This is a genomic window from Streptomyces sp. NPDC059994 (assembly GCF_042737755.1).
GTDB lineage: Bacteria > Actinomycetota > Actinomycetes > Streptomycetales > Streptomycetaceae > Streptomyces.
This window is the reverse complement of the sequence record NZ_JBHWUR010000002.1, coordinates 177,076-200,844: the sequence shown is the minus strand read 5'-3', so window position 1 is coordinate 200,844 and position 23,769 is coordinate 177,076. Positions and strand designations below refer to the sequence as shown.

Annotated in this window: 22 protein-coding genes and 1 pseudogene; 16 read left to right on the top strand and 7 right to left on the bottom strand. The window is 71.8% G+C overall.

What is annotated here, in order from left to right:
• Positions 1-256 precede the first annotated feature (256 nt).
• Positions 257-1,441, bottom strand: a complete 1,185-nt coding sequence (locus tag ACFWA7_RS02505; RefSeq protein ID WP_385535193.1) for an ROK family protein — start codon at positions 1,439-1,441, stop codon at positions 257-259.
• A gap of 171 nt (positions 1,442-1,612) precedes the next feature.
• Here ACFWA7_RS02505 and ACFWA7_RS02500 point away from each other — a divergent pair, with 171 nt between their 5' ends.
• From ACFWA7_RS02500 to ACFWA7_RS02465, 8 genes are all read left to right on the top strand, one after another.
• Positions 1,613-3,055 (top strand): APC family permease, encoded by a 1,443-nt coding sequence (locus ACFWA7_RS02500; RefSeq protein WP_385820409.1) that lies wholly within the window; start codon positions 1,613-1,615, stop codon positions 3,053-3,055.
• Between the two features lie 111 nt (positions 3,056-3,166).
• Positions 3,167-3,829 (top strand): HAD family hydrolase, encoded by a 663-nt coding sequence (locus ACFWA7_RS02495; protein WP_385820408.1) that lies wholly within the window; start codon positions 3,167-3,169, stop codon positions 3,827-3,829.
• A gap of 82 nt (positions 3,830-3,911) precedes the next feature.
• Entirely contained in the window at positions 3,912-5,114 is a 1,203-nt protein-coding gene (locus ACFWA7_RS02490; protein WP_385820406.1) for a helix-turn-helix domain-containing protein, read from the top strand.
• A 195-nt stretch (positions 5,115-5,309) separates the two neighbouring features.
• The gene (locus ACFWA7_RS02485; RefSeq protein ID WP_385820404.1) at positions 5,310-5,486 is read left to right on the top strand and encodes a hypothetical protein; all 177 of its coding nucleotides are present in this window, start codon (positions 5,310-5,312) and stop codon (positions 5,484-5,486) included.
• Entirely contained in the window at positions 5,483-5,962 is a 480-nt protein-coding gene (locus ACFWA7_RS02480; RefSeq protein ID WP_385820402.1) for a hypothetical protein, read from the top strand. The genes ACFWA7_RS02485 and ACFWA7_RS02480 overlap by 4 nt, the downstream gene beginning before the upstream one ends.
• A complete protein-coding gene (locus ACFWA7_RS02475; RefSeq protein WP_385535181.1) occupies positions 5,959-6,228 on the top strand; it encodes a hypothetical protein in 270 nt (89 codons plus the stop codon). Before ACFWA7_RS02480 ends, ACFWA7_RS02475 begins: the two co-directional genes overlap by 4 nt.
• Positions 6,229-6,327: 99 nt before the next feature.
• The gene (locus ACFWA7_RS02470; RefSeq protein ID WP_385820400.1) at positions 6,328-7,359 is read left to right on the top strand and encodes a LacI family DNA-binding transcriptional regulator; all 1,032 of its coding nucleotides are present in this window, start codon (positions 6,328-6,330) and stop codon (positions 7,357-7,359) included.
• Positions 7,360-7,578: 219 nt separating this feature from the next.
• On the top strand, positions 7,579-7,836 hold the full coding sequence (locus ACFWA7_RS02465) for a hypothetical protein (RefSeq protein ID WP_385535176.1): 258 nt from the start codon (positions 7,579-7,581) through the stop codon (positions 7,834-7,836).
• Here the strand turns inward: ACFWA7_RS02465 and ACFWA7_RS02460 are convergent.
• Positions 7,800-9,395: an IclR family transcriptional regulator C-terminal domain-containing protein gene (locus tag ACFWA7_RS02460; RefSeq protein WP_385820432.1), complete on the bottom strand. Its 1,596-nt coding sequence runs from the start codon at positions 9,393-9,395 to the stop codon at positions 7,800-7,802. The genes ACFWA7_RS02465 and ACFWA7_RS02460 overlap by 37 nt on opposite strands.
• Before the next feature lie 162 nt (positions 9,396-9,557).
• On the opposite strand from ACFWA7_RS02460, the gene ACFWA7_RS02455 reads away from it, so the two are divergent.
• The 3 genes and pseudogenes from ACFWA7_RS02455 (at position 9,558) to ACFWA7_RS02445 (ending at position 13,512) form a co-directional block, all read left to right on the top strand.
• The gene (locus ACFWA7_RS02455; protein ID WP_385820398.1) at positions 9,558-10,742 is read left to right on the top strand and encodes a thiolase family protein; all 1,185 of its coding nucleotides are present in this window, start codon (positions 9,558-9,560) and stop codon (positions 10,740-10,742) included.
• 280 nt (positions 10,743-11,022) lie between these two features.
• Positions 11,023-12,457: pseudogene (locus ACFWA7_RS02450) on the top strand (benzaldehyde dehydrogenase).
• 125 nt (positions 12,458-12,582) lie between these two features.
• The gene (locus ACFWA7_RS02445) at positions 12,583-13,512 is read left to right on the top strand and encodes an AEC family transporter (protein ID WP_385820396.1); all 930 of its coding nucleotides are present in this window, start codon (positions 12,583-12,585) and stop codon (positions 13,510-13,512) included.
• A 17-nt stretch (positions 13,513-13,529) separates the two neighbouring features.
• Here the strand turns inward: ACFWA7_RS02445 and trxA are convergent, their stop codons facing one another.
• Positions 13,530-13,907, bottom strand: coding sequence for a thioredoxin (trxA, locus tag ACFWA7_RS02440; RefSeq protein ID WP_385535168.1), 378 nt, complete (start codon positions 13,905-13,907; stop codon positions 13,530-13,532).
• A gap of 137 nt (positions 13,908-14,044) precedes the next feature.
• On the opposite strand from trxA, the gene ACFWA7_RS02435 reads away from it, so the two are divergent.
• On the top strand, positions 14,045-15,478 hold the full coding sequence (locus tag ACFWA7_RS02435; protein ID WP_385820394.1) for a dihydrolipoyl dehydrogenase family protein: 1,434 nt from the start codon (positions 14,045-14,047) through the stop codon (positions 15,476-15,478).
• A gap of 21 nt (positions 15,479-15,499) precedes the next feature.
• Here ACFWA7_RS02435 and ACFWA7_RS02430 read toward each other — a convergent pair whose 3' ends face one another.
• Entirely contained in the window at positions 15,500-16,360 is an 861-nt protein-coding gene (locus ACFWA7_RS02430; protein WP_385535228.1) for a nuclease, read from the bottom strand.
• 235 nt (positions 16,361-16,595) lie between these two features.
• On the opposite strand from ACFWA7_RS02430, the gene ACFWA7_RS02425 reads away from it, so the two are divergent.
• Together ACFWA7_RS02425 and ACFWA7_RS02420 are read left to right on the top strand one after the other, a co-directional pair.
• Positions 16,596-17,150, top strand: a complete 555-nt coding sequence (locus ACFWA7_RS02425; RefSeq protein ID WP_385820392.1) for a DUF1990 family protein — start codon at positions 16,596-16,598, stop codon at positions 17,148-17,150.
• Positions 17,151-17,160: 10 nt separating this feature from the next.
• On the top strand, positions 17,161-17,637 hold the full coding sequence (locus tag ACFWA7_RS02420) for a GNAT family N-acetyltransferase (protein ID WP_385820390.1): 477 nt from the start codon (positions 17,161-17,163) through the stop codon (positions 17,635-17,637).
• Between the two features lie 16 nt (positions 17,638-17,653).
• On the opposite strand, the gene ACFWA7_RS02415 is transcribed toward ACFWA7_RS02420, so the two are convergent.
• The 3 genes from ACFWA7_RS02415 to ACFWA7_RS02405 form a co-directional block, all read right to left on the bottom strand.
• Complete coding sequence (locus ACFWA7_RS02415) at positions 17,654-18,703, bottom strand: M4 family metallopeptidase (RefSeq protein ID WP_385535161.1); 1,050 nt, start codon at positions 18,701-18,703, stop codon at positions 17,654-17,656.
• Between the two features lie 123 nt (positions 18,704-18,826).
• Positions 18,827-19,909 (bottom strand): magnesium and cobalt transport protein CorA, encoded by a 1,083-nt coding sequence (locus ACFWA7_RS02410; RefSeq protein ID WP_385535226.1) that lies wholly within the window; start codon positions 19,907-19,909, stop codon positions 18,827-18,829.
• A gap of 87 nt (positions 19,910-19,996) precedes the next feature.
• The gene (locus tag ACFWA7_RS02405; RefSeq protein WP_385535159.1) at positions 19,997-20,350 is read right to left on the bottom strand and encodes a tetratricopeptide repeat protein; all 354 of its coding nucleotides are present in this window, start codon (positions 20,348-20,350) and stop codon (positions 19,997-19,999) included.
• A gap of 142 nt (positions 20,351-20,492) precedes the next feature.
• Between ACFWA7_RS02405 and ACFWA7_RS02400 the strand changes: the two genes are divergently transcribed.
• Complete coding sequence (locus ACFWA7_RS02400) at positions 20,493-21,458, top strand: pirin family protein (protein ID WP_385535157.1); 966 nt, start codon at positions 20,493-20,495, stop codon at positions 21,456-21,458.
• A gap of 707 nt (positions 21,459-22,165) precedes the next feature.
• Positions 22,166-23,539 carry an ice-binding family protein gene (locus ACFWA7_RS02395; protein WP_385820388.1) on the top strand — a complete coding sequence of 458 codons (1,374 nt, stop codon included), beginning with the start codon at positions 22,166-22,168 and terminating at the stop codon, positions 23,537-23,539.
• The last annotated feature ends 230 nt before the right edge of the window (positions 23,540-23,769 follow it).

The following is a 23,769-nucleotide window of genomic DNA, read 5'->3' as shown; positions in this document are numbered from 1 at the left end:
GTCTCCCAGGGGGCTGGTCGGGACGTCCGCGCTTCGCACTGGTCGGGAAAGAGGAATGAAAGTAAGGAAGCTTTACTAACGCGCCTCTGAAAGTAGAGACATGAGCGATTCATGTCAACGACCGGTGGGTGTGTCTCCGCTGGGGCGACCGCCGGGTGAGTGGCTCTGCTCGACGGTGGCCGCCGGTGACTGGGTGCGCCCGGCCGGCCGCCGCCGGGCGCGTGTCCGCTCGCCGGCCGCCAAGGCCCGCGTCGTCTCAGCGGCCGCCGGGCGCCTGGGTCCGCCGCTCGAAGGCCACGTCCCGCGCCGTCCCCAGCGCCGTCGCCACCGCGCCGAGCAGCACCGCGTCCTCGCCGAGCGAACTCGGCGCCACCTTCGGGCGCAGCGGCGTCAGGGTCCGCAGGGTCTCCCGTACGGTCCGCAGCAGCAGATCCGCGCTGTGACCCACACCCCCGCCGAGCACCACCAGATCCGGGTCGAGCACCGCGGCGACGGCCGCCACGGTGTGGGCGAGGCGCTCGCCCTCCAGTTCGACCGCCTTGACCGCGGCGGGATTTCCGGCCCGCGCGGCGTCGAAGACGTCCTTCGCCGTGAGGGGCCCGGCCATGCCGTGCGAGCGCGCCGCCGCCACCACGGCGTCGCCGGAGACCGCGTCCTCAAGGGTGTCCGGCTTCTGCCGCCCGGGCCAGGGCAGGAAGCCGATCTCGCCGGCGCCGCCGTGCGCGCCGGTGAAGAGCTGGCCCTCGCTGACCACGCCCATGCCGAGGCCGGTGCCGATCATCACGTACACGAAGAGGCGGCTGCCCGCGCCGACGCCGAAGGTGTACTCGCCGAGCGCCGCCAGATTGGCGTCGTTGTGCACCGCCAGCGGCATTCCGAGCCCGTCGCGCATCCGGTCGAAGAGGCCCGGGCGGCCCCAGCCGGGCAGGTGCTGGGCGTAGCGCACCCGCCGCTTCTCCGCGTCGTACACCCCGGGTGTGCCGACCACCGCCTGGGCGATCTTGTCCGGGTCCACCCCGGATCCGGCGACCAGTTGACGGGCCGTGGTGACCACCAGATCGGCCATGGTGCCCGAGGTGCGGGCCTGGTTGCGGACCTCCGAACGGGCCACCACCGCACCGTCCAGATCCGCGAGCGCGACCCGCAGCCAGGCCCGCCCGATGTCGATGCCCAGCGCGTATCCGGCGGTCGGGTCCGGGGCGTAGAGCACCGCGGACCGGCCGCGTTCGGGCGTGTGCGTGCCCGCCTCACGGACCAGGCCGGTGGCGGCGAGCGCGGCCAGCGCGCTGGAGACCGTGGGCTTGGACAGGCCGGTCTCGCGGGCGAGCTGGGCCCGCGACGAGGGGCCGTTGCCGCGCAGCCGGGCGAGCAGCAGCCGCTCGTTGCTGCTGCGCTGGCGCTGTGGGTTCCAGGGCTGTTCGCCCTCGTCGCTGCTGGTCATCGCATCATTCTCACGTATCGCTGCGGACGGTTTCCCGGCGACCTCTTGACGCCCCAAGTAAAGGTACTTAACTTGAGCACGCCCGGCGCAGGGGCGCACCCCCGCACTGGCGAAGAACCGCCGCCCGCAACGCCGTTCCCCGCGTCCCCAGCAGCCCCAGGGAGGTCCCTCGTGTCCGGAACCCCGCCGCCGACCGGCGGTTTCGTCCGCCGTATCGGACTCTTCCAGGCCACCGCCATCAACATGAGCCAGATGTGCGGCATCGGCCCGTTCGTCACCATCCCGCTGATGGTCGCCGCCTTCGGCGGGCCGCAGGCCGTCATAGGCTTCGTCGCCGGGGCGGTGCTCGCCCTCGCCGACGGGCTGATCTGGGCCGAACTCGGCGCGTCCCTGCCCGGCTCGGGCGGCAGTTACGTCTATCTGCGCCAGGCCTTCCAGTACCGCAGCGGACGTCTGATGCCGTTCCTGTTCGTGTGGACGGCGATGCTCTTCATCCCGCTGATCATGTCCACCGGCGTGGTCGGCTTCGTCCAGTACCTCGGCTACCTCGCCCCGGACATGGGCAGGACCACCGGCGACCTGGTCGGGCTCGGCATGATCGCACTCGTCGTCCTGCTGCTGTGGCGCGGCATCGAGCACATCGCGCGGATCACCACCGTGATGTGGGCCGTGATGATCGCCTCGGTGGCCCTGGTCATCATCGCCTCGGCCACCCACTTCAGCGCCGACCGCGCCTTCAGCTACCCGTCGGGCGCCTTCGAGTTGACCAGCAACCACTTCTGGCTCGGCTTCGCCGCGGGTCTCACCATCGGCATCTACGACTACCTCGGTTACAACACCACCGCGTACATGGGCGCCGAGATCAAGAACCCCGGCCGCACCCTGCCGCGCTCCATCATCTTTTCGATCGTCGGCATCATGGCGATCTATCTGCTGCTCCAGATCGGCACCCTCGGCGTCATCGACTGGCAGCGGATGACCGACCCCGGCGACATCGCCTCCACCTCCGTGGCATCCGCCGTCCTGGAGAAGGCCTGGGGAAAGGGCGCCGCCGACGTCGTCACCGTCCTCATCCTCATCACGGCTTTCGCCTCCGTCTTCACCGGACTGCTCGGCGGCTCCCGGGTGCCCTACGACGCGGCCCGCGACCGCGTCTTCTTCCGCCCGTACGCCAAGCTCCACCCCAAGCACCGCTTCCCGACGCTGGGCCTGGCCACCATGGGCGTCATCACGGCGATCGGCTTCCTCATCGGCCGCCACACCGACCTGGCCACCCTGATCCAGTTGCTCACCACGGTGATGGTGCTGGTGCAGGCACTCGCCCAGATCGCCGCCGCGACCGTACTGCGGCGGCGCCAGCCGGGGCTCCGCCGCCCCTACCGGATGTGGCTCTACCCGCTGCCCGGTTTCGTCGCCCTGGTGGGCTGGCTGGTGATCTACGGATACGCCGACAAGAACTCGCCCGGACGCCATCCCATCGAGTGGTCACTGGCCTGGCTCGCACTCGGCTGCGTCGCGTTCGTGGTGTGGGCCCGCTTCGAGAAGGTGTGGCCGTTCGGGCCGCGTGAGGAGTATGTGGAGCGGCCGGTGGGGGAGGGGGTGGGGGCGGCCTGAGCGTCGTACGGGTGACGTCTGGTGGCCCCTGCCCGGACCGGTTCCGGGTTCCGGCGGGGCCGACTCCGCACTGTCCGTGTCGCACTCGGCAGCATGTCCTACGCTTCCACCATGATCCGCGCAGTGGCCTTCGACGTCGGTGAAACCCTCGTGCGAGACGACCGCTACTGGGCATCCTGGGCCGACTGGCTCGACGCCCCCCGGCATACCGTGGCTGCCCTGGTCGGAGCTGTGGTCGCCCAGGGGCGGGACAACGCGGATGCGCTGCGGCTCATCCGGCCGGACCTCGACGTCGCTGCGGAGTACGCGGCTCGTGAGGCTGCCGGGCAGGGCGAGTTCCTGGATGAATCCGATCTGTATCCGGACGTACGCCCCGCCCTGACGGCTCTGCGCGAGCGCGGCGTACGGGTGGTGATCGCCGGGAACCAGACGGCTCGCGCGGCCGAACTGCTGCGGGCACTTGACCTGCCGGCCGACGTGATCGCCACGTCCGGCGAGTGGGGTGTGGCGAAGCCCTCGGCCGGGTTCTTCGCCCGAGTCGTCGAGGCCGCGCGGACCGCGCCGGGCGAGACGCTGTACGTCGGCGACCACCCGGCGAACGACGTCGCCCCCGCCCTCGCCGCGGGCATGAGGACGGCACACCTGCGGCGGGGCCCGTGGGGCCATCTGTGGGCGGACACGGCGGAGGCGGCGGCGGCGGACTGGCGGATCGACTGCCTGGACGACCTCGTGCGGATCGTCACCGGGGAGGCCAGGGCGAACCACCCCAACTAGGGCTCCGGGCATGGGCCGTTCACGTGCGCACAGCGTGCACGCATGGATACGGTTCGGAGAGCAGCCCCGAACGGAGTCCAGTATGCCCGCCGACCGTGCACGCGAGGTGGGGCAGCGCATCGCAGCCACTCGCCACTCCCGCCGAATGACACAACAAGATCTCGCCCGCGCTTCCTTCGTCTCCCTCGCCATGGTCAAGGCCATCGAGCGAGGCGCCCGTATGCCGAGTGATTCATCCCTCGACGCCTTGGCGGACAGCCTCGGAGTGGACCCGTCCGCGCTGCGCACCGGCTACGCACGGACTGAGCACCGTGTGCACCGGGCGCTGCCCGCGATCTCCGCCGCGCTGGCCGCGTACGACGCCCCGGAGGGACCACCGGTCCGTACGTTGCCCGAGCTGCGTGCGGCGATGGACGAAGCCGTGAACTGGCGCCTGGGTGCCCAGTACGGCCGCATCTCGCAGGTGATCCCGGGCCTTCTTGAGGACAGCCTCCGTGCCCTGCATGTGGAACGGGGCGCCCAGGAGCGCCGCGCCGCCGCGCTGGTCGTCTCCGCCGCGCGGACCGCCGACGCCTTGGCGTTCAAGTTCGGTGCCCACGACCTCTCCGCCCGTCTGGTGGACCTGATGAGGTGGGCCTCGCTTCAGGCTGAAGAACCGCTGCTGGCTGCCTCGGTCGCCTACGTACGGACGGAGACGTTCTTCGTCGCCCGCGCCCACGGGGCAGGCCTGCGCGCCCTGGAGGCGGCCATCGATGCCAGTCCGGCGCCCGATCGGGGCAGTGCACGTGCCGCCCGGGGATCCCTTCACATGCGGGCAGCCGTCATCGCCGGCCGGGCCGGAGACCCGGAGGCGGCTGACAGCCACCTCGATGAGGCACTGCGACTGGCCGATCAGCTCCGAGAGGACGTCTACGACGGCACTGCTTTCGGTCCCGACTCGGTCCGCGTTCACGAGGTGTCGGTGGCCGTGAGCCTGGGCGGCGACCACGTCGAACGTGCCCTGAGCGCCGCCCGCGACTGGACGCCGCCAAGCGGCATGCCCGCTGAGCGGCGCTCCGGGTTCTCTATCGAACTGGCCCGCGCCCAGTTGTGGGTCGGCCGCATGGACGATGCTTTCGAGTCGCTGAAGGTTGCCCGCCGCATCGCCCCGCAGCACACGCGTGAGCACCCCTGGGCCCGTGAGACAGCGGCGACGCTGCGCCGGCTGAAGCGAGCCGACGCCGAGTCGTTGACGCACTACGCGGAGTGGATCGGCGCGATTGAGCAACCCATTCGAGGGATCTGAAGGGATACAGCCTGTAGCACTTGTGCCCCTTCCCTGAGCCCACCATCTGCCGTGTCCACATGACATGGCATGACAGATGGGAGGTCCGGTGAGCAAACCCGCGCCCGAGGCGCCAATCCTCGTCGAGACACCGGTGAGTATCGCTCGGCTGCACGGTTTGGTCCGCCGCCCGGCCCACGCGCGGCGGGGTGAAGCATGAGCGACACCAGCGAAGCCGTGGGCTTGGCACAGTACCGGCGCTGCGAGGTGTGCCACGAGATGGGCGCCGACGTCGCCACCCGCATGTTCGTCGGCACCTCCGGCGGTGACCACACCAGCTACGCGCACGCCGACTGCGCCGAGGTGGCCGGGGTCGAGGTGATCAAGCCATGATGACCCAGAACACCAGAGCCGTCACCGACTGGCTCGCCTCCGCACACCACGTACCCGCGCAGGCCCGGCGGGAGTTCGACGTAGGCATCGCCCTCGTACCGACCGGCGGGAAATTCGACGCGATCCGTCTGCCCGCCCCCGTCGTCCACTCGGCCGCGGGCAGCCAGGACCCGGACGCCGTCGCCTCGTTCCTCGCCGAGGTCCTGAAAGACGGGGCCGTCATCCACGACGCGTACGGCGTCGGCGTCTGGTACTACGCCCTCGTCCCGCCGGGCACGCACACCCACTGGCAGGTGGCGGGCGTCGAGTGCCTGCGGCCAGGAACATGGCTGGGAGTACCCCGCGTCGACCTCACCGCACGGCCCGGCCCGCACTGGGCCCTGCCACCGCGCACGGTCGGCAGCGTATGCGCGGCGCGCGCCGTGGCCGACCTCGTCGCGCTCGGGCGGACGCCAGAGCCGGAGCGGACGCCGTGAGCCCCCGCTCGGTGATCCGCTACGCGGAATGGACCCTCGGCACGGACACGTCACCGGGCGCCTCAGGGCCGATCTACGTGATGGAGTGCACCACCTGCCTCGACACATCGCCACCCTCCAACGAAAGGACAGGACCGGAGGACTGGGCGATCCGGCACACCGCCCGGCAGCACGACCACACCGGCTTCCGAGCCATCGTGACCTCGTTCAGCCGCGTCACCCCGGCCCCCGGCAACCCGCTGTACGAGCAGGCGCTGCCCCGTTGACCGCTCGCCCCGTCCCGCGGGTATATCCGGTTCCGCCGTGCCGACTTCGGCCAACCGCCGGGCCGGGACACCGGTGCTTCTGGAAGGATGCCGAGGGCGATGAGCGATATAGCGAAGCAGCCGCAGCAGCCCGCCGACCGGCCCGTCCCGACCAGCGCCGACGTGGCCCGACTGGCCGGCGTCTCGCGCGCGACGGTGAGCTACGTACTCAACAACACCTCGGCCGTACGCATCAGCGAGCCCACCCGGGTACGGGTGCGGGAGGCCGCCCAGGAGCTCGGTTACGTGCCGCACGCCGCGGCCCGCAGCCTGCGCGCCGGACACACCCGGATCGTGCTGCTGCCCAGCGGGCACATCCCGGTCGGGCCGCTCTACAGCCGCTTCCTCAACGAGCTGCAAGGGGCGCTGCGGCGGCTCGACTACACGGTCGTGCAGTACGGCAGCCTCGGCCTGGGCGCCGACGACGCGGCCCGCGCCTGGGCCGAACTGCGCCCGGTCGCGGTCATCTCGCTGGGCGAGACCGAGCTGACCGCCCAGGGCGTCGAGCTGCTGAAGCGGTCGGGAGCGCGCGCGGTCGTCACGCTCGGCCCGCAGCGCGTCGAGGGCGCCCACTCGCTGCTGATGGACCAGCGCGGGATAGGCCGGTGCGCGGTCGGCCATCTGCTGGAGCGCGGCCACCGCCGCATCGGCGTCGTGGTACCGGCCGAACCGGGCCTGGAGCTCTTCTCCACACCCCGCCTTGCGGGCGCCCGCAAGGCCGTCGCGGGCACGGAGGCGGTGGTCGAGCCGCTGGAGCTGGCGTACGAGGAGGAGTCGGCGGCGGGGCTGGCCCGGCGCTGGCGGGGGCTCGGTCTCGACGCGGTGTTCGCGTACAACGACGAGTACGCGATGCTCCTGATGCGCGCCCTCCAGGACACGGGCATAGACGTCCCCGCCGAGGCGGCCGTGGTCGGCGCCGACAACCTCCTCCTCGGCAGCCTCCTCCGCCCCCGCCTGACCACGGTCAACATCGACATGATCGCGGGCCGCCACCTGGCAGAACTGGTGGACGCGGCGGTACGCGACCCGTCGGCGGTGGGGGAGCGCAGGGACTTGATGGGGGCGAGCCTGGTGAGGCGGGAGTCGACGTAGCGCGGTGCGAGTGCCCCGGTCGGGGACGGGCCTTGTCTTTCCGGGGCGCAGGGGCGGAGCCCCGCAACGGGGCCCGGGGGCGGAGCCTCCAGCAGACCGCCTCACCCCCCACCCGGCCGCCCGCAGGGCTTTGGGGGAGGGGCGGGGTGGGGGAAATTCCGCCCCCACGAGCGGAGTGGCACCCCCACCCCCGTCCCCCCGCCCCCCTACCGTCCCTCCATGCACCCCTCCCGCTTCGTCATCCTCCTCGTCCCCTCCCACGTGGAGACCCGCGGCACCGCGTCCGTTGCCGACAGCGCCGTCCGCTCCGCCCTCGTCGAGGCGACGGGCGAGACCGGCGAAACGGGCTACCCCCGCTACGCCGGCCACGGCATCGTCGCCGATGTGGACCCCCGGACCCGCACCGTGGAGGGCATCCTCGTGGACGGCACGGAGCTCGACTACGGCCTCACCGCGCTCATCGCCCCCGAGGAGTGACCCGGCACACCGCACACACCCGGCGCACCCGGCAGACCGGGCACACCCAGCACTGCCAGATCCGCCGAGATCCCCGCGCCCGCCGCCCGCAGCGCCGGAAGCAGGGTCCGCAGCATCTCCTCCGGCGTCCCGCGCCGCGCGTGCTGCGCCACGTTCACCGCCGCCACCACCCGCCCGTCCGCCCCGCGCACCGGGACGGCCAGCGAGCGCAGCCCCTCCTCCAACTCCTCGGCCACCAGCGCGTACCCGTCGGCCGCGCACCGCTCCACGATCCGGGCCAGCTCGGCCGGGGACGTCACGGTGTTCGGGGTGAGGGCGGGCAGCCCGTCGGGCAGCGGGGGGCGTTCCGCCGGCGCGAGACCGGCGAGCAGCACTCGCCCCATCGACGTCGCGTACGCCGGGAACCGCGTCCCCACCGTGATGTCGATGCTCATGATCCGTACGGTCGGGACGCGTGCCGCATAGCGGATGTCGGCCCCGTCGAGCACCGCCATCGACGCCGACTCGCCGGTCCGGGCCACCAGGCGCGCCAGGTGCGGCTGGGCGACCTCGGCGGGCCCGAGCGCCGAGAGCCGGGCGCAGCCGAGTTCGAGGACCCGGGGGAGCAGCCGGAAGTGCCGCCCGGCGGGGCCGCCGCACTCCACGTACCCCAGGTGCACGAGCGTGAGCAGCGAGCGCCGCACGGTGGCCCGGGCCAGACCGGTCACCTCGGAGACGGCCGTGAGCGTCAGCCCCTCGCCCCGGTCCGCGCCCAGCGCGCACAGCACCGCGAGGCCACGGGCCAGGGACTGCAGAAAGTCCGGCCCGAGCTCCCGCTTGAGCCCGGCGGAGGCGTCGACCTTGAGCCCGGCGGAGGCATCGACTTTGAGCCCGGCGGACGCGCCGACGGGGCCGCCCGCCACAGCATCCGCCGCAGCCGGTGGACGCGGACCCGCGAGCGCCGCCCCCATCGCACCCCCCATCTCCCGCAGCCGAGGCAGTACCGCCTCCCGCAGGGACTCCGGGGTGTGCCTGCTCGTGTGGCTCGCCACGCTCACCGCGCACACCGTCGAGCCCGCCGCGTCCCGTACGGGCACCGCCACCGCGATCAGCCCCGGCTCGATCAGCTCTTCGTCGGCCGCCCACTCCAGCGTGCCGTCGGCGAAGAGCGCGCCCGGCGCGCACCGGTCGGCGGGCAGGAGGTCGCCGATGCGGAAGGCGAGCGACATCGTGCGGCGGCGGGCAGCGGTCTGGAGGACCACGCGGGCGCCCGCCCGGTCGGGCACGGCCACCGAGACCGACTCGTCCAGCTCTTCCGCCAGCCGTCCCACGAGCGGGCCGAGCGCCGCCGGGATTCCGCTGCCGTGCAGATACGCGCCGGACAGCGCCATCAGACCCGGCGCGAGCGCCACTTCCCGGCCGTCGGCGCGGACCAGGCCGAGCCCGCCCAGGGTCGCCACCACCCGGTCGACCGTCGCCCGGGGGAGCCCCGTGGACCGTACGAGCGCGCCGCGGTCCATGTCCTGTGCGGCGAGCGCGCGCAGCACCGTGAGGCCGCGTTCCAGCGGGCCGACCGGCATGTCTTCGGACACGGGTCCTCCAAGGGCCGTTGACAGCGCGCCGGGGCGGGCCGAGACTCGGCATTGATTGTGAACCAAAGTTCACTGGGCGAACAGAGTGCGCCGGACCGAATGCGTCGCGCACCACGCGGGCACGGCCGACCGACCAGCGGGAGAGAACCGATGAGCATCCGGGACGTGTACATCGTCGACGCCGTGCGCACCCCCATCGGCAAGTTCGGGGGCGCGCTCGCCCGGGTGCGGCCCGACGACCTGGCCGCGCACGTGGTGAAGTCGCTCGTCGGCCGCTCCCCGCAGCTCGACCCGGCCCGCATCGACGACGTCTACTTCGGTGACGCCAACGGCGCCGGCGAGGACAACCGCGATGTGGCCCGGATGGCCGTGCTGCTCGCCGGGCTGCCGGTGTCGGTCCCCGGCGTCACCGTCAACCGCCTGTGCGGTTCGGGCCTGGAGGCCGTCATCCAGGCGGCCCGTGCCATCGCGGTCGGTGACGCGCACATCGCGGTCGCGGGCGGTGTGGAGTCGATGTCCCGCGCCCCGTGGGTGATGCAGAAGCCCGAGCGTGCCTTCCCGGCCGGTCACCAGCAGCTCTGGTCGACCACGCTCGGCTGGCGGATGACCAACCCGAGGATGCCCGCCGAGTGGACGGTCGCGCTCGGCGAGGGCGCCGAACTGATCGCGGACCGGCACGCGTTGACCCGTGAGCGGCAGGACGCGTTCGCCCTCGACAGCCACCGCAAGGCCGCCGAGGCCTGGGCGAAGGGGCTGTACGACGACGAGGTCGTCCCGTACGACGGCGTCGATCTCGCCCGTGACGAGTGCATCCGCGAGTCGTCCTCGATGGAGGCGCTCGCCCGGCTCAAGCCCGCCTTCCGCGAGGGCGGTTCGGTGACCGCGGGAAACTCCTCGCCGCTCAACGACGGCGCCGCCGCGCTGCTGCTCGTCGACGAGGAGGGGCTGCGCGCCACCGGCCGCGAGCCGCTCGCCCGGATCCGTACCTCCGCCGTCACCGGGATCGAGCCGCAGCTCTTCGGTCTCGGCCCGGTCGAGGCGGTGCGCACCGCGCTGGCCAAGGCGGGCAGGGGCCTCGGGGATCTGAGCGTCTTCGAGCTCAACGAGGCGTTCGCCGCACAGTCGTTGGGGTGTCTGGCCGAGTGGCCGGAGCTGGATCCGGCTGTGGTCAACCCGCGCGGCGGCGCAATCGCCATCGGCCACCCGCTCGGCGCCTCGGGCGCCCGGCTCGCCGGGGCGGTGGCCCACCAACTGGCCGCCGCGGGCTCGGGCGTGGGACTCGCCGCGCTCTGCATCGGCGTCGGCCAGGGTCTCGCGCTGGTCCTGGAGCGCTGAACGCTCCGCTGGAAGTGCGGTGATTCGGCTGCGGGTTGGCGGTGGCTGGCCGCGCAGTTCCCCGCGCCCCTTTGGGGCGCCGGTGCGCCGGTACCGCACCGGACTTCCCCAAGTCCGCTTGGGGGGACCCGTATCACGAGTGACGGGCGAGACATTTGTTCGTGCGGCCCCACTAGGATGCCGCACGGGACTTCCCCGCGATCATGGCTTCCCCCATGGCTTCCCCCATGGCTTTCCCCCGGTCATTGCTCTCGATCACGCGTGAGACTGGAGATCCTTCATGACCCTGCTCGACCCCAAGACCTGGCAGGCGCGGACGCTGTCGGGGGGTGAGTACGAGGTCACCGAACCCGCCACCGGAGAGGGTCTGGGCGCGTTCACCCTGGCCACCGCCGACGACATCGCCGCGGCCGTCGCGGCGGGCCGCGCGGCGCAGCCCGGCTGGGCCCGCTCCCCGCACTTCGCCCGCGCGGCCGTACTGCGCCGCGCGGGCGACCTGTTCACGGAGTACGCCGAAGAGCTGCGCGAATGGCTCGTACGGGAGTCCGGCTCGATCCCCGGCAAGGCCGGCTTCGAGCTGCACGTGGCCGCCCAGGAGTGCTACGAGGCGGCGGCCCTCGCCTCCCGGCCGCTGGGCGAGGTGCTGCCCAGCGAGGAGCCGAGACTCAGCTTCACCCGGAGAGTGCCGGTCGGGGTGACCGGGGTCATCGCCCCGTTCAACGCCCCGCTCATCCTCGCCATCCGCTCGGTCGCGCCCGCCCTCGCGCTCGGCAACGCCGTGCTGTTGAAGCCCGATCCGCGCACCGCCGTCTGCGGCGGTCTCTCGCTCGCCGCGGTCTTCGACGAGGCCGGGCTGCCCGAGGGCCTCCTCCACGTACTGCCGGGCGGCGCCGAGGCCGGGCAGGCCCTGGTCGCGGACCCCGGCGTCCCGGTGATCTCCTTCACCGGCTCGACCGCCGCCGGGCGCAGGGTCGGTGAGGCCGCCGGGCGTCTGCTCAAGCGCGTCCACCTGGAGCTCGGCGGGAACTCCGCGCTGGTCGTCCTGGAGGACGCCGACATCGAGAGCGCGGTGGCGCAGGCCTCCTGGGGCTCTTTCTTCCACCAGGGCCAGATCTGCATGACCACCGGCCGCCACCTCGTCCACGCCTCGCTGTACGAGGAGTACGTGGAACGGCTCGCCGCCAAGGCCGACGCGCTGGCCGTGGGCGACCCGTACCGCGAGCAGGTGCACCTCGGGCCGATCATCGACCGGGCCCAACTCGCCAAGATCCACGGCCTGGTGGAGGGCAGCACCGCGCGGCGCCCGGCTCGCCGCGGGCGGCACCCACCGGGAGCTGTTCTACCGGCCGACCGTCCTCGCGGACGTCGACGACCACACCCCGGCGTACGCGGAGGAGGTCTTCGGACCGGTCGCGCCCGTACGGCCGTTCCGCACCCTGGACGAGGCCGCCGCGCTGGCCGCCGACGGCCCGTACGGGCTCTCCCTCGGCATCGTCACCCGCGACACCGCGCTCGGCCTGGAGCTCGCGGACCGCATCCCGACCGGCATCGCCCACATCAACGACCAGACGGTCAACGACGAGGCGGTGGCCCCCTTCGGGGGCGTGGCGGCGTCGGGGACGGGGGCGCGTTTCGGCGGCGCGGCGAATCTGGAGGCGTTCACGGAGCTGCGCTGGACGACGGTGAGGCGCGAACCGGCGGCCCACGGTTTTTAGGAGGCCTTCGCGGTCCGGGGCAGGCCGCACCCCCTTCTCTCAGGGGCGCGGGGAACTGCGCGACCAGCCACGCACGGTCCGCAGTCGACTAACTGCACCACCAGCGGAGCGCCTACGCTGACCCGGTGCACTCAGTGATCAGCGGCTTTCTACCCATCTGGGCACTCACAGCCTGTGGCTGGGCCGCCGGGCGCTACCACGTGCTCGCCCCCCGGGCGCAGGCGCAGCACGTGCTCGGCCGGTTCGCGTTCACCTTCGCGATGCCGTCGCTGCTGTTCCTCACGATGTCGCGCTCGCACCCGGGCGATCTGGCCCGGCCGGGCGTGGCCGTCTTCGCGGCGAGCCTGGTCACGGTGTTCGCGGCCGGGCTGCTCGTCAGCCGCTGGATGTTCCGGCGCAAGCGCGGCGAGCAGGCGATAGGCGCGATGGCCGCGTCCTATGTGAACTCCGCGAACCTGGGCATTCCGGTCGCCGTGCACGTCCTGCACGACACCTCGTTCATCGTCGCCGCCGCGCTCTTCCAGATGCTCTTCATCACGCCGCTGATCCTGGTCCTGATCGAGCTGGACGTACGCCGGGCCGGGCGCGAGCGGTGGACGCGGATCCTCCAACTGCCCTTCCGCAACCCGGTGATCGGGGCGTCCGCCCTGGGGCTGACAGTGGCCGGGCTCGGGCTGCGGCTGCCCGCGGAGGTGGTCTCGCCGCTCCAGATCCTCGGCGGCGGCGCCGTCCCGTCGGCGCTCTTCGCGCTTGGCATGTCGTTGAACGCGCGCGCCCGGCCCGACGCCGACGGCCGGACCGAGCGGTTGATCCTGGTGGGGCTGAAGGTCGCGGCACAGCCCCTGCTCGCCTACGCACTGGGGCGCTGGCTCTTCGGGCTCGACGGGCACGCGCTGTTCGCGGTGGTGCTCTGTGCCGGACTGCCGACCGCGCAGAACGCGTTCATCTTCGCGTCCGAGTACTCCCTGGACACCGAGCTGCCCAGGGACACCGTGCTGCTCTCGACGCTCCTGTCGATGGTGTCCCTGTCGCTCATCGCCTGGCAGTTGGGCTGAGAGGCGCGGGGGCCGCCCTACTCGCCCTGCTCGCCCTTGTCGGCCTCCGCGACCGACTTGCGGACCTCGTCCATGTCGAGGGCGCGCGCCTGCCCGATGACGTCCTCCAGAGCGGCCTCCGGCAGCGCGCCGGGCTGCGAGAAGATCGCCACGTTGTCGCGGACGATCATCAGCGTGGGGATCGAGCGGATCTCGAACGCCGCCGCCAGCTCCTGCTGGGCCTCGGTGTCCACCTTGGCGAAGACCAGGTCCTCGTGGCGCTGCGAGGCCGCCTCGTAGACGGGGCCGAACTGCCGGCAGGGACCGCACCAGGAGGCCCAGAAGTCGATCAGGACGAAGTCGTTGTCCGACACGACCTGGTCGAAGTTCTCCTTGGTCAGCTCCACAGTCGCCATCACGCACTCCCTCTTCCTGGCCTCACCGTGAAGCCGCTTCGCACAACGGTGGCCGCCGTCGTGGTATTCCATGTGTTTTCCCCGGACTCACGGCTGCCCCTGTGGCTCCGAGGTACTCCCCGCACCAGACTGTGCGTATGACGGAAGCCCTGGAATACGACGTGGTGGTGCTGGGAGCGGGACCGGTCGGCGAGAACCTCGCCGACCGGGTGCGGGCGGCGGGCCTGAGCGCCGCCGTGGTGGAGAGCGAACTCGTCGGCGGCGAGTGTTCGTACTGGGCGTGCATGCCCAGCAAGGCGCTGCTGCGGCCGGTGATCGCGCGCTCGGACGCGCGCAAGGTGCCCGGCCTGCGCGGCAGCGTGGAGGGACCGCTGGACGTGCCGGCGGTGCTCGCGCACCGCGACAGTTACGTCTCGCACTGGAAGGACGACGGGCAGGTGCGGTGGCTGGACAGTATCGGCGCCCATCTCTACCGCGGCCACGGACGCCTCTACGGCACCCGCAAGGTCAGCGTCACCAGCCCCGAGGGCGAGCACCACGTGCTGACCGCCCGGCACGCGGTCGCCGTCTGCACCGGCAGCCGCGCCGTCGTGCCCGACCTGCCCGGCGTCGCCGGGGCCAGGCCCTGGACCAGCCGCGAGGCCACCAGCGCGCAGGAGGTGCCGGGCCGGCTCGTGGTCGTCGGCGGGGGAGTGGTCGGCGTCGAGATGGCGACGGCCTGGCAGGCGTTCGGCGCGCAGGTGACGGTCCTGGTGCGCGGCGACGGGCTGCTGCCGAAGATGGAGCCGTTCGCGGGCGAGCTGGTCGCCGAGGCGCTGAAGGAGGCGGGCGCCTCCGTCCGTACGCACGTGTCCGTGTCCGAGGTCGTACGGGAAGGCAGCACCGGCCCGGTCACGGTCGTCCTGGACGACGGCGGGCGCATCGAGGCGGACGAGATCCTCTTCGCCACCGGCCGGGCCCCGCGCACCGACGACATCGGCCTGGACACCATCGGCATGGAGCCCGGCTCCTGGCTGCCGGTCGACGACTCCTGCCAGGTGGCGGGGAGCGACTGGCTGTACGCGGTGGGCGACGTCAACCACCGGGCGCTCCTGACCCACCAGGGCAAGTACCAGGCGAGGATCGCGGGCGCCGCGATCGCCGCGCGCGCGGCGAAGGTCCCGCTCCTGGGGACCGACCCCTGGGGCGCCCACGCGGCCACCGCCGACCGCGCCGCCGTCCCCCAGGTCGTCTTCGCCGACCCCGAGGCCGCCTCGGCGGGGCTGACGCTCGCCGAGGCGGAGGCGGCCGGACACCGCGTCCGGGCCGTCGACCACGACCTGAGCGGCGTGGCGGGCGCGGGCCTGTACGCCGACGGCTACCGGGGCCGCGCCCGGATGGTCGTCGACCTGGACCGCGAGGTCCTGCTCGGCGTCACCTTCGTCGGCCCGGGCGTGGGCGAGCTCATCCACTCCGCCACGGTCGCGATCGCCGGCGAGGTCCCGATCGGACGGCTGTGGCACGCGGTACCGGCGTATCCCACCATCAGCGAGGTGTGGCTGCGCCTCCTGGAGACGTACCGCGACCAGTAGGCGCCCGCGTGGAGGTCGCCGTCAGCGCTCCTCGAAGACGAGGTTCTCCGGCGGCTCGGTCATCCGGACGGTCTGCTCGGCGACCTCCACGACCGTCGACAAGGTGGTGAACTGCCCCTTCGACACGATCAGGACGCGGTCGGGGCGCTGGTCGAGGAACGCCTTGAACCCGGCGAGCGAGGGGTCCCCGGCGCCGAGGACGAGATAGTCCGCGAGGCGCCGGAACAGCTTCGGCAGCACGACCGCGCTCTCGGTGAGCGAGGCCGGCCCGTCGATCTTCGCGCCGCCGGCGGTCAGATCCACCGGCCACAGCCCGTTGGCGGCCGTGCGCGCCTCCTGCACCGCGGCCGTCATCGCCGCGCGCAGATCGACGAACAGCTTGGTGTAGTACGTCGGATAGGCGAGCCCGTCCGCCAACTGGGCGAAGTTGGCGGTCTGCTGGAGCAGCGCCGCGTCGACGAAGTGCTGCTGCCCGCCGGGGCCGGGCGCCGGGCCCCGTCCGGCCATCGCCACACAGCGCCCGTGCAGGTCCGCGCCCCGGGTGAGGACGAACCCCGGGGCCCGGTCGGGCTCGGATGCGGTGACCGTGCCGTGGGCGTCGCGCTCGACGCCGGTGAAGCCGAGCCAGGCGGTGAGCGCGTCGGCCGCCCGGTCCGCGAACGGCGCCGGCTGGTGCGACTCGCGGCCGTGCGCCGGGATGTAGTGCGTCTCCAGGGTGTCGATGCCGTCGAGCCGCAGCTGGGCGCCGCCGCTCCGGTTGCGCCGGACGCGGTGCGGCCCGGGTACGAGGTCCCACTCGGCGGGGTCGGCCGGGTGGAAGCGGACGGAGTCGCCGTCCGGCCGGGCACCGGTGACCCGGTACGTTCCCTCGATCACGAGCATTCCCACGACGGCCTCCTCAGCATGCGCACCGGGCACTTCCAGCATCCGCCGCCCGGGCCCCGGGGGCGCCCGCGCGGCGCGATGGTTACGGTCCGCCGGGCCCCGGCGCGCACAGCGCCGTACGCCGTTGCGCGTACGTCCCGTCCGCCCCGGCCACCGCCTTGTTGAACGCGTTCAATGAGAGGTAGGCTCGCCCTGTATCTGAACGCGTTCAGAATGGGGGATCGGTAAGCGCATGAGCGTCCCCGCCTTCACCTATCCCGAGGTCGGCGGCACCCGGCTGCACCGGCTGCCCGCCGGATACCACCACCTCCACCACAGCACGCGGATCGGCCACGGGCCGGACACCCTGCACCGCGCCGGAGCCGCCGTCACCGAGTGGCGGATGCACCGCGCCCTCGGCGTCGGGGTGCGCTCGTCGTCCGGGCGGGCCGAGCCGGGCGTCCCCGTGGACATCGTGCTCGGCGTCGGCCCGGTCGGGATCGCGGCGCCGTGCCGGGTGGTGTGGACCGACCGGGAGCCGCACCGGATCGGTTTTGCCTACGGAACGCTCCCGGGCCACCCGGAGTGCGGTGAGGAGTCGTTCGTCGTGGAGCTCGACGGCAGGGGCCAGGTCTGGTTCACCGTCACCGCCTTCAGCCACCCGGCGAGCTGGTACACCCGCCTCGCCGGTCCACTGGTCCCAGTGGCCCAGAGGCTGTACGCCCGCCGCTGCGGCGCGGTGCTGCGCAGGCTGGCGCAGGAGGCGGAGCCCCGGCCCCGGTTCGCCCGCACGGCGACCCATCAGTAATACTCACCGCATGACCTCACGTATTACGAGCAAGGGTGGCGATGACGTGCTGATCCGGCGCGCGGTCGCGCGCGACGCCAAGCGCCTCACCCGGCTCGTACGGTCGTCACGCGCGTACGAGGGCCCGTACGCCCCGATGATCGAGGGCTACCGGGTGGGACCCGACTACATCGAGACGCACGAGGTGTACGCGGCGGTCGGCGCCGACGACCGGCTGCTCGGCTTCTACGCCCTGCTGATCACCCCGCCCGAGCTCGACCTGATGTTCGTCGCCGACGACGCCCAGGGGCTCGGCATAGGGCGCCGGCTCGTCGCGCACATGACCGGGCGGGCCCGGGCCGCCGGCCTCGACCGCGTCCGGGTGGTCTCGCACCCGCCCGCCGAGGGCTTCTACCGCAGTGTGGGCGCGCTGCGGACCGGCACGGCCCGTGCGAACCCGCCCGCGGTGATGTGGGACCGGCCCGAGCTGGAGATCCCGATTCCCTGACCGGTCCCGGGCCGCCTCAGGTGAGCGGCACCCCGACCTGGCTCCACGCCTTGGTGACGGCCTGGAGCTCGTCGCCGTCGCCGTAGAGGCTGCGGGCGGTGGCGACCGTGAGACGCCCGAAGTCGGCGAACTTGGCGTCGCTCGCCAGCTCGCCGCTGGTCAGCGTGGCGTACCAGATCTTCCCGGCCCGCTCCCAGGCGTTGCCGCCCAGCGCCGTGGCCGCCAGGTAGAACGCGTGGTTGGGGATGCCCGAGTTGATGTGCACTCCGCCGTTGTCCCGGCTGGTGCGCACGAAGTCCTCCATCGTGGCGGGCTGCGGGTCCTTGCCGAGCTGCGGGTCGTCGTACGCCGTGCCCGGCGCCTTCATCGACCGCAGCGCCTCGCCGTGGATGCGCGGGCCGAGCAGCCCGGCGCCGATCAGCCAGTCGGCCTGGTCCGCGGACTGCCCGAGCGCGTACTGCTTGATGAGCGAGCCGAAGACGTCCGAGATGGACTCGTTGAGCGCGCCCGACTGCCCGAAGTACTCCAGGTTGGCGGTGAACTGCGTGACGCCGTGGGTGAGTTCGTGGCCGATGACGTCGACCGGGATGGTGAAGTCGAGGAAGAGCTCGCCGTCCCCGTCGCCGAACACCATCTGCTCGCCGTTCCAGAAGGCGTTGTCGTACTTCTCGCCGTAGTGGACGGTCGCGTCCAGCGGCAGTCCGGAGTCGTCGATCGAGTGCCGGCCGTACGCCTTGAGATACAGCTCGAAAGTGGCACCCAGTCCGGCGTGCGCCCGGTTGACGGTCGCGTCCTTGGACGGCGTGTCGCTCTCGGCGTGCACCTTCGTGCCGGGGAGCGTCTCCTGCGCCGCGGCGTCGTAGATCGTGCGGTGGGGCTTGTCGGAGGGGGTGCCCGTGGGGGCGGCCATGCCACGCACGGTGGTGATCCGGCGCCGGGTGCGCTGGAGCGCGTCGTGCTCCAGGGTGCGGCGGGCTGGCTCGAACGTGGCGGGGTCCTCGGCCTGCGCGAGCTTGTCGAGGACATGGGGCGGGATGATGGTGCAGAACACGGTGTTGGTCTCCATGCCGAGCAATGTGGCACAGCGTGACCGCTTCGGTGATACCTGTAGTCGAGTTGGCTGAAAATCGGTGGCGGAGTCGGAACGGCCGCTTCTACGGACCGTGACGGCGGCCCGCCACCCGTCCAGTCACAGCCAGCCGTTGCGGCGGAAGCCCCGGTGGATGGCGAAGCAGGCGCCGGCCATGACGGCGAGGGCGAGGAAGTACCCGTACCTCCAGTGCAGTTCCGGCATGTTGTCGAAGTTCATGCCGTAGATCCCGCACACCATCGTCGGCACCGCGACGATCGCCGCCCACGCCGTGATCTTGCGCATGTCCTCGTTCTGGGCCACCGTCACCTGCGCCAGATGGGCCTGGAGGATCGAGTCGAGCAGCGCGTCGAAGGAGCCGATCTGCTCGTTGACCCGGGTCAGATGGTCGGAGACGTCGCGGAAGTACGGCTGGGTGTCCGGGCCGATGAGCGGCATCGGCGTGGTGGCGAGGGCCTGGAGCGGGCGGTGGAGCGGGGTCACCGCCCGCTTGAACTCCAGGAGTTCGCGCTTGAGCTGGTAGATGCGGCCCGCGTCGCCGCGCCCGGCGGTGTCGCTGAACACGGCGGTCTCGACGGCGTCCACGTCGTCCTGCATGGCGTCGATGACCACGAGGTAGTCGTCGACGATGTGGTCCGCTATGGCGTGCAGCACCGCCGCCGGGCCCTTGGCGAGCTGGTCGGGCGTCTCCTCCAGGGCCTCGCGCAGCGGACCGAGCGAGCCGTGCTTGCCGTGCCGCACGGTCACCACGAAGTCGGGCCCGGTGAAAATCATCAACTCACCGGTCTCGACGACCTCGCTGGTCGCGGTCAGCTCCTCGTGCTCGACGTAGCCGACGGTCTTGAAGGCCGCGAACAGCACGTCGTCGTACGGCTGGACCTGCGGGCGCTGATGGGCGCGGACCGCGTCCTCGACGGCCAGCGGATGCAGCTCGAAGAGCTCGGCGATCCCGGCGAACTCCTCGGCGCTGGGCTCGTGCAGCCCGACCCACACGAACCCCTCACCGGCCTTGCGCACCCGCCGTACGGCCTCGTCCACCGGGCAGTCGCCCGGCTGGCGCACCCCGTCCCGGTAGACCACGCAGTTCACCACGGCGCTGCCGAGCGGCGAGCGGGCCGGGTGGCTGAGGTCCACCGTGCGGCGGTAGGCACGGCGGACCGCCCTGCGGAGGTTGCGGATCATGGGCACGGCTGGGCACTCCTTCGGCGGATCGATCGGCCAGTGTGCCATGCGCGCCTGTAGGGGCCATCGGCGCGCCGAGTCCGCAGGTCACCGTCGCTGTGCCGCGACCTCCCCGTCGAAGGCGGCGGCGAGGCGCAGATAGCGGGCCGCGTCCTCGGGCCGGCCCTGGCGCTCCAGGGTGCGGCCGAGCATCAGCGTCGCGTACTGCTCGACGGGGTCACGCTCCAGCACCGCACGCAGCTCGGTCTCGGCCTTCTTGAGCTGGGCGGAGTGGTAGTAGGCGCGGGCGAGCAGCAGCCTCGGCGCGACCTGCTCGGGCACCTCGCCGACGATGCCGGTCAGGATGCGTACGGCCGTGACGTACTCCTTGGCCTCGAAGAACAGCTGGGCGCGGTCCCAGCGCTCGGCGGTGGTGCCGGACTCGTAGTAGCTGTCGACCACGGAACGTCCTCTCGTAGCTGGTCTGTCCATCCCGATACGGACGCCACAACAAGGGGCAGTGGTTGAAAATTCCACAACTATACGGGTGTGGTGCGCGTGGGAGGCTGCCACCGGGTGCCCCGACAGGAATAGGTTGACCGACATGAGCAATCTCGATCGTCAAGCCACAGTCTCCGTGTGCGGCGGCCGCGGCTTCGTCGTCGCCGAGCCGGTGCGCGAGCTGCTTTCGCCGCGCACCGTCAAGCTCGGCGAGTCCACCGAGGTCCGCCGGCTGCTGCCGAACCTCGGCCGCCGCATGGTCGGCGCCTGGGCCTTCGTCGACCACTACGGTCCGGACGACATCGCCGACGAGCCCGGTATGCAGGTGCCGCCGCACCCGCACATGGGGCTGCAGACGGTGAGCTGGCTGCACGAGGGCGAGGTGCTGCACCGCGACAGCCTCGGCAGTCTGCAGACCGTACGCCCGCGCGAGCTCGGCCTGATGACTTCGGGGCGGGCGATCAGCCACTCCGAGGAGAGCCCTCGCCCGCACGCCCGCCTGCTGCACGGCGCCCAGCTCTGGGTGGCCCTGCCCGACGCCCACCGCCACACCGAGCCGCACTTCCAGCACCACGCGGACCTGCCCACGGTCACCGCCCCGGGCCTGAAGGCCACGGTGATCCTGGGCGAGCTCGACGGCGCGGCGTCGCCGGGCACGATCTACACCCCCCTGGTGGGCGCCGACCTGACCCTGACGGCCGGCGCGGACCTCGCTCTGCCCCTCGACCCCGACTTCGAGTACGCGGTCCTGTCGATGTCCGGCGAGGCCCATGTGGACGGCGTCCCGGTCCTCCCCGGCTCCATGCTCTACCTCGGCTGCGGCCGCACCGAACTCCCCCTGCGCGCCCCCTCGGACGCATCCCTCATGCTCCTGGGCGGCGAGCCGTTCGAGGAGGAGATCGTGATGTGGTGGAACTTCATCGGGCGGTCGCAGGAGGAGGTCGCGCAAGCGCGGGAGGAGTGGATGTCGGGGGCGCGGTTCGGTGAGGTGAAGGGCTACGACGGTGATCGGCTGGCTGCCCCGGAACTGCCGCCGGTACCGCTGAAGCCGCGGGGACGGGTGCGCTGACCTGCTCTGATGTCCATCAGGACTGAGAATGCTCTCGATCCGGATGGCGTTGCCCGTGCCGACTTGACCAGGGCGACGGAGGGCCCCTCGAACTGCTCGACGGTCGGGGGCCTTCGTCGAATGTCCAGCAGTCTGTGACAGTGTCCGGCAATCCGCGTGCTGACTCACTGCCGACTGTCTGATGCTGTGTCAGTTCTGCCGACGTGTTCCCGTGGTCGGGCGCCACGGGCCCTTGCCCGTCCATTCGGAAACCCCGTCCACTCGGAAACAGGGTGCGACTGGACAGACCCATGGACGGCGGGTCGACAAGCGCGGAAGCTCCTGGCAGCACGGGTGATCTTGGTCGAGATCCCCACTGTCAGGAGCTTCGTCGTTGTACGGACGTGTCCAACTCGCGGCCACCGCCGCCGGCTTGGAAAACGCTCCTTGATCGACTGGGGGGGGCACCGCGGTGACCGGTGCCCGCCTGTTGGGCCGGTCTGCCCAGGGAATCGTGAGCGGCTCGTCCGTCATCGAGCCGGACAAACGGAAGCGCCATTCAGCCCATTAGTCATTTGGGTAGATCAAGCACCGAACTCTTCCATTCCAGCGAAACCGCTCAGATAAGCCGTAGTCGGAGCACCTTCCTGCGTAATATTCCAGACGCAGAATCGAATTCTGCGGCCGGTAATCGCCAAGATAATCCTCTCAAAGGAGTTGGCCCATCGATGACGCTGAATATTCCTGACGCGCCTCCACGGCGCACATTGTCGGTGTGGATCGCGGCGGTTACGGCCGTGGCGATGGCCGCTGTCGTCCTCGCGGTGACGCCGACACGCGCAAACGCTGTTGCCAGCCCTGTGCTTCTGGGTACGGCAGCCAGTTTCGGAGTGCTGGCCGGCGCCACGGTCACCAACACCGGTCCCACGGTCGTCAACGGTCTCCACGTCGGCGTAAGCCCCGGGGCGGCCATCACCGGGTTCCAGACGTCCGACGGAGGGCCCGGCATTGTGACCCCGCCCGGGGTTCTGCACCGTGCCGATGCCGTCGCGGGCCAAGCCAAGACCGACCTGAATACGGCGTACAACCAGGCCGCCGGACAGACTATGACGGACGCGACCTACAACGACGCTCCCCACGAGTTCGGTGGCCAGACGCTGACGCCGGGCCTCTACAGGGCGAACAGCTCCGCCGGGATCACCGGCACACTCACCCTGGACGCCCAGGGCAACTCCAGTGCCGTCTGGGTGTTCCAGATCGGTTCGACGCTGACGACGGCATCCGCCAGCTCGGTGAGCCTCATCAATGGCGCCTCGCCGTGCAATGTGTACTGGCAGATCGGCAGCTCGGCCACGCTCGGTACCAACTCCACGTTCGTGGGCACCATCCTGGCCGACACCTCGATCACCGCCACCACGGGAGCGGTCATCAACGGCCGGCTGCTGGCCGATGCGGGCCTGCGCGGTGACGGCGCCGTGACGCTGGACAGCAACAGGATCTTCCTGGGGCCGTGCGGGACCGGGGCCACTGGTGGGACCACGGGCGGTCTGGTCACCGGCGGTGTTGTCGCCGGCGCCACGTCCGGTGGCACCACGGGCGCCACGACGGTCGGAGTCATCGCGGGCGTGCCGACGGGTGGTGTTGTCGCCGGCGCCACGTCCGGTGGCACCACGGGCGCCACGACGGTCGGAGTCATCGCCGGCGTGCCGACGGGCGGTGGAACCGGCGGCATCCTGGGCGGCATCCTGGGCGGCGTCCTGACGACAGGCGGCACCACGGGCGGAGCGCTCGGCGGCCTCGTCGCGGGCACTACGACGAGCGGGACCACGGGTGCCACCACGGGCGGCGTCCACGGCGGCACGACCGGCGGGACCGGGCACGAGCACCACCACCACCACCACGGGAAGCCCGGAGGCCACTACGGGAAGCCGGAGAAACCGGGAGGCCACTACGGGAAGCCGGAGAAGCCAGGAGGCCACTACGGGAAGCCGGAGAAGCCGGGTCACCACGATCACGGTGGGAAGCCCGAAAAGCACGGCGGTTACGGCGGGTACGGCAACAAGCCCGGCAGGGACGACGGCTACGGCAGCGTTCGTCACTGAATCGTGCATGCGTCCTTGAAGGGACGGGCGGCGCGCGGCGGATCGTTGTCGATTCCGTCGCGCGGCGCCGCCGAAAGCTCAGGAGAGCAGTGAGAGAAGCCGGGATCGAAAGGCCGGGAGGGGCTGTGCTGGATGGCACTGCATCGACGGATGCGGACGAATCTAGGGATGAATTCCCACAACAATCCGCGTCACAATCCGCAGAAAGACCCGCGGCACAATCGGAGCCT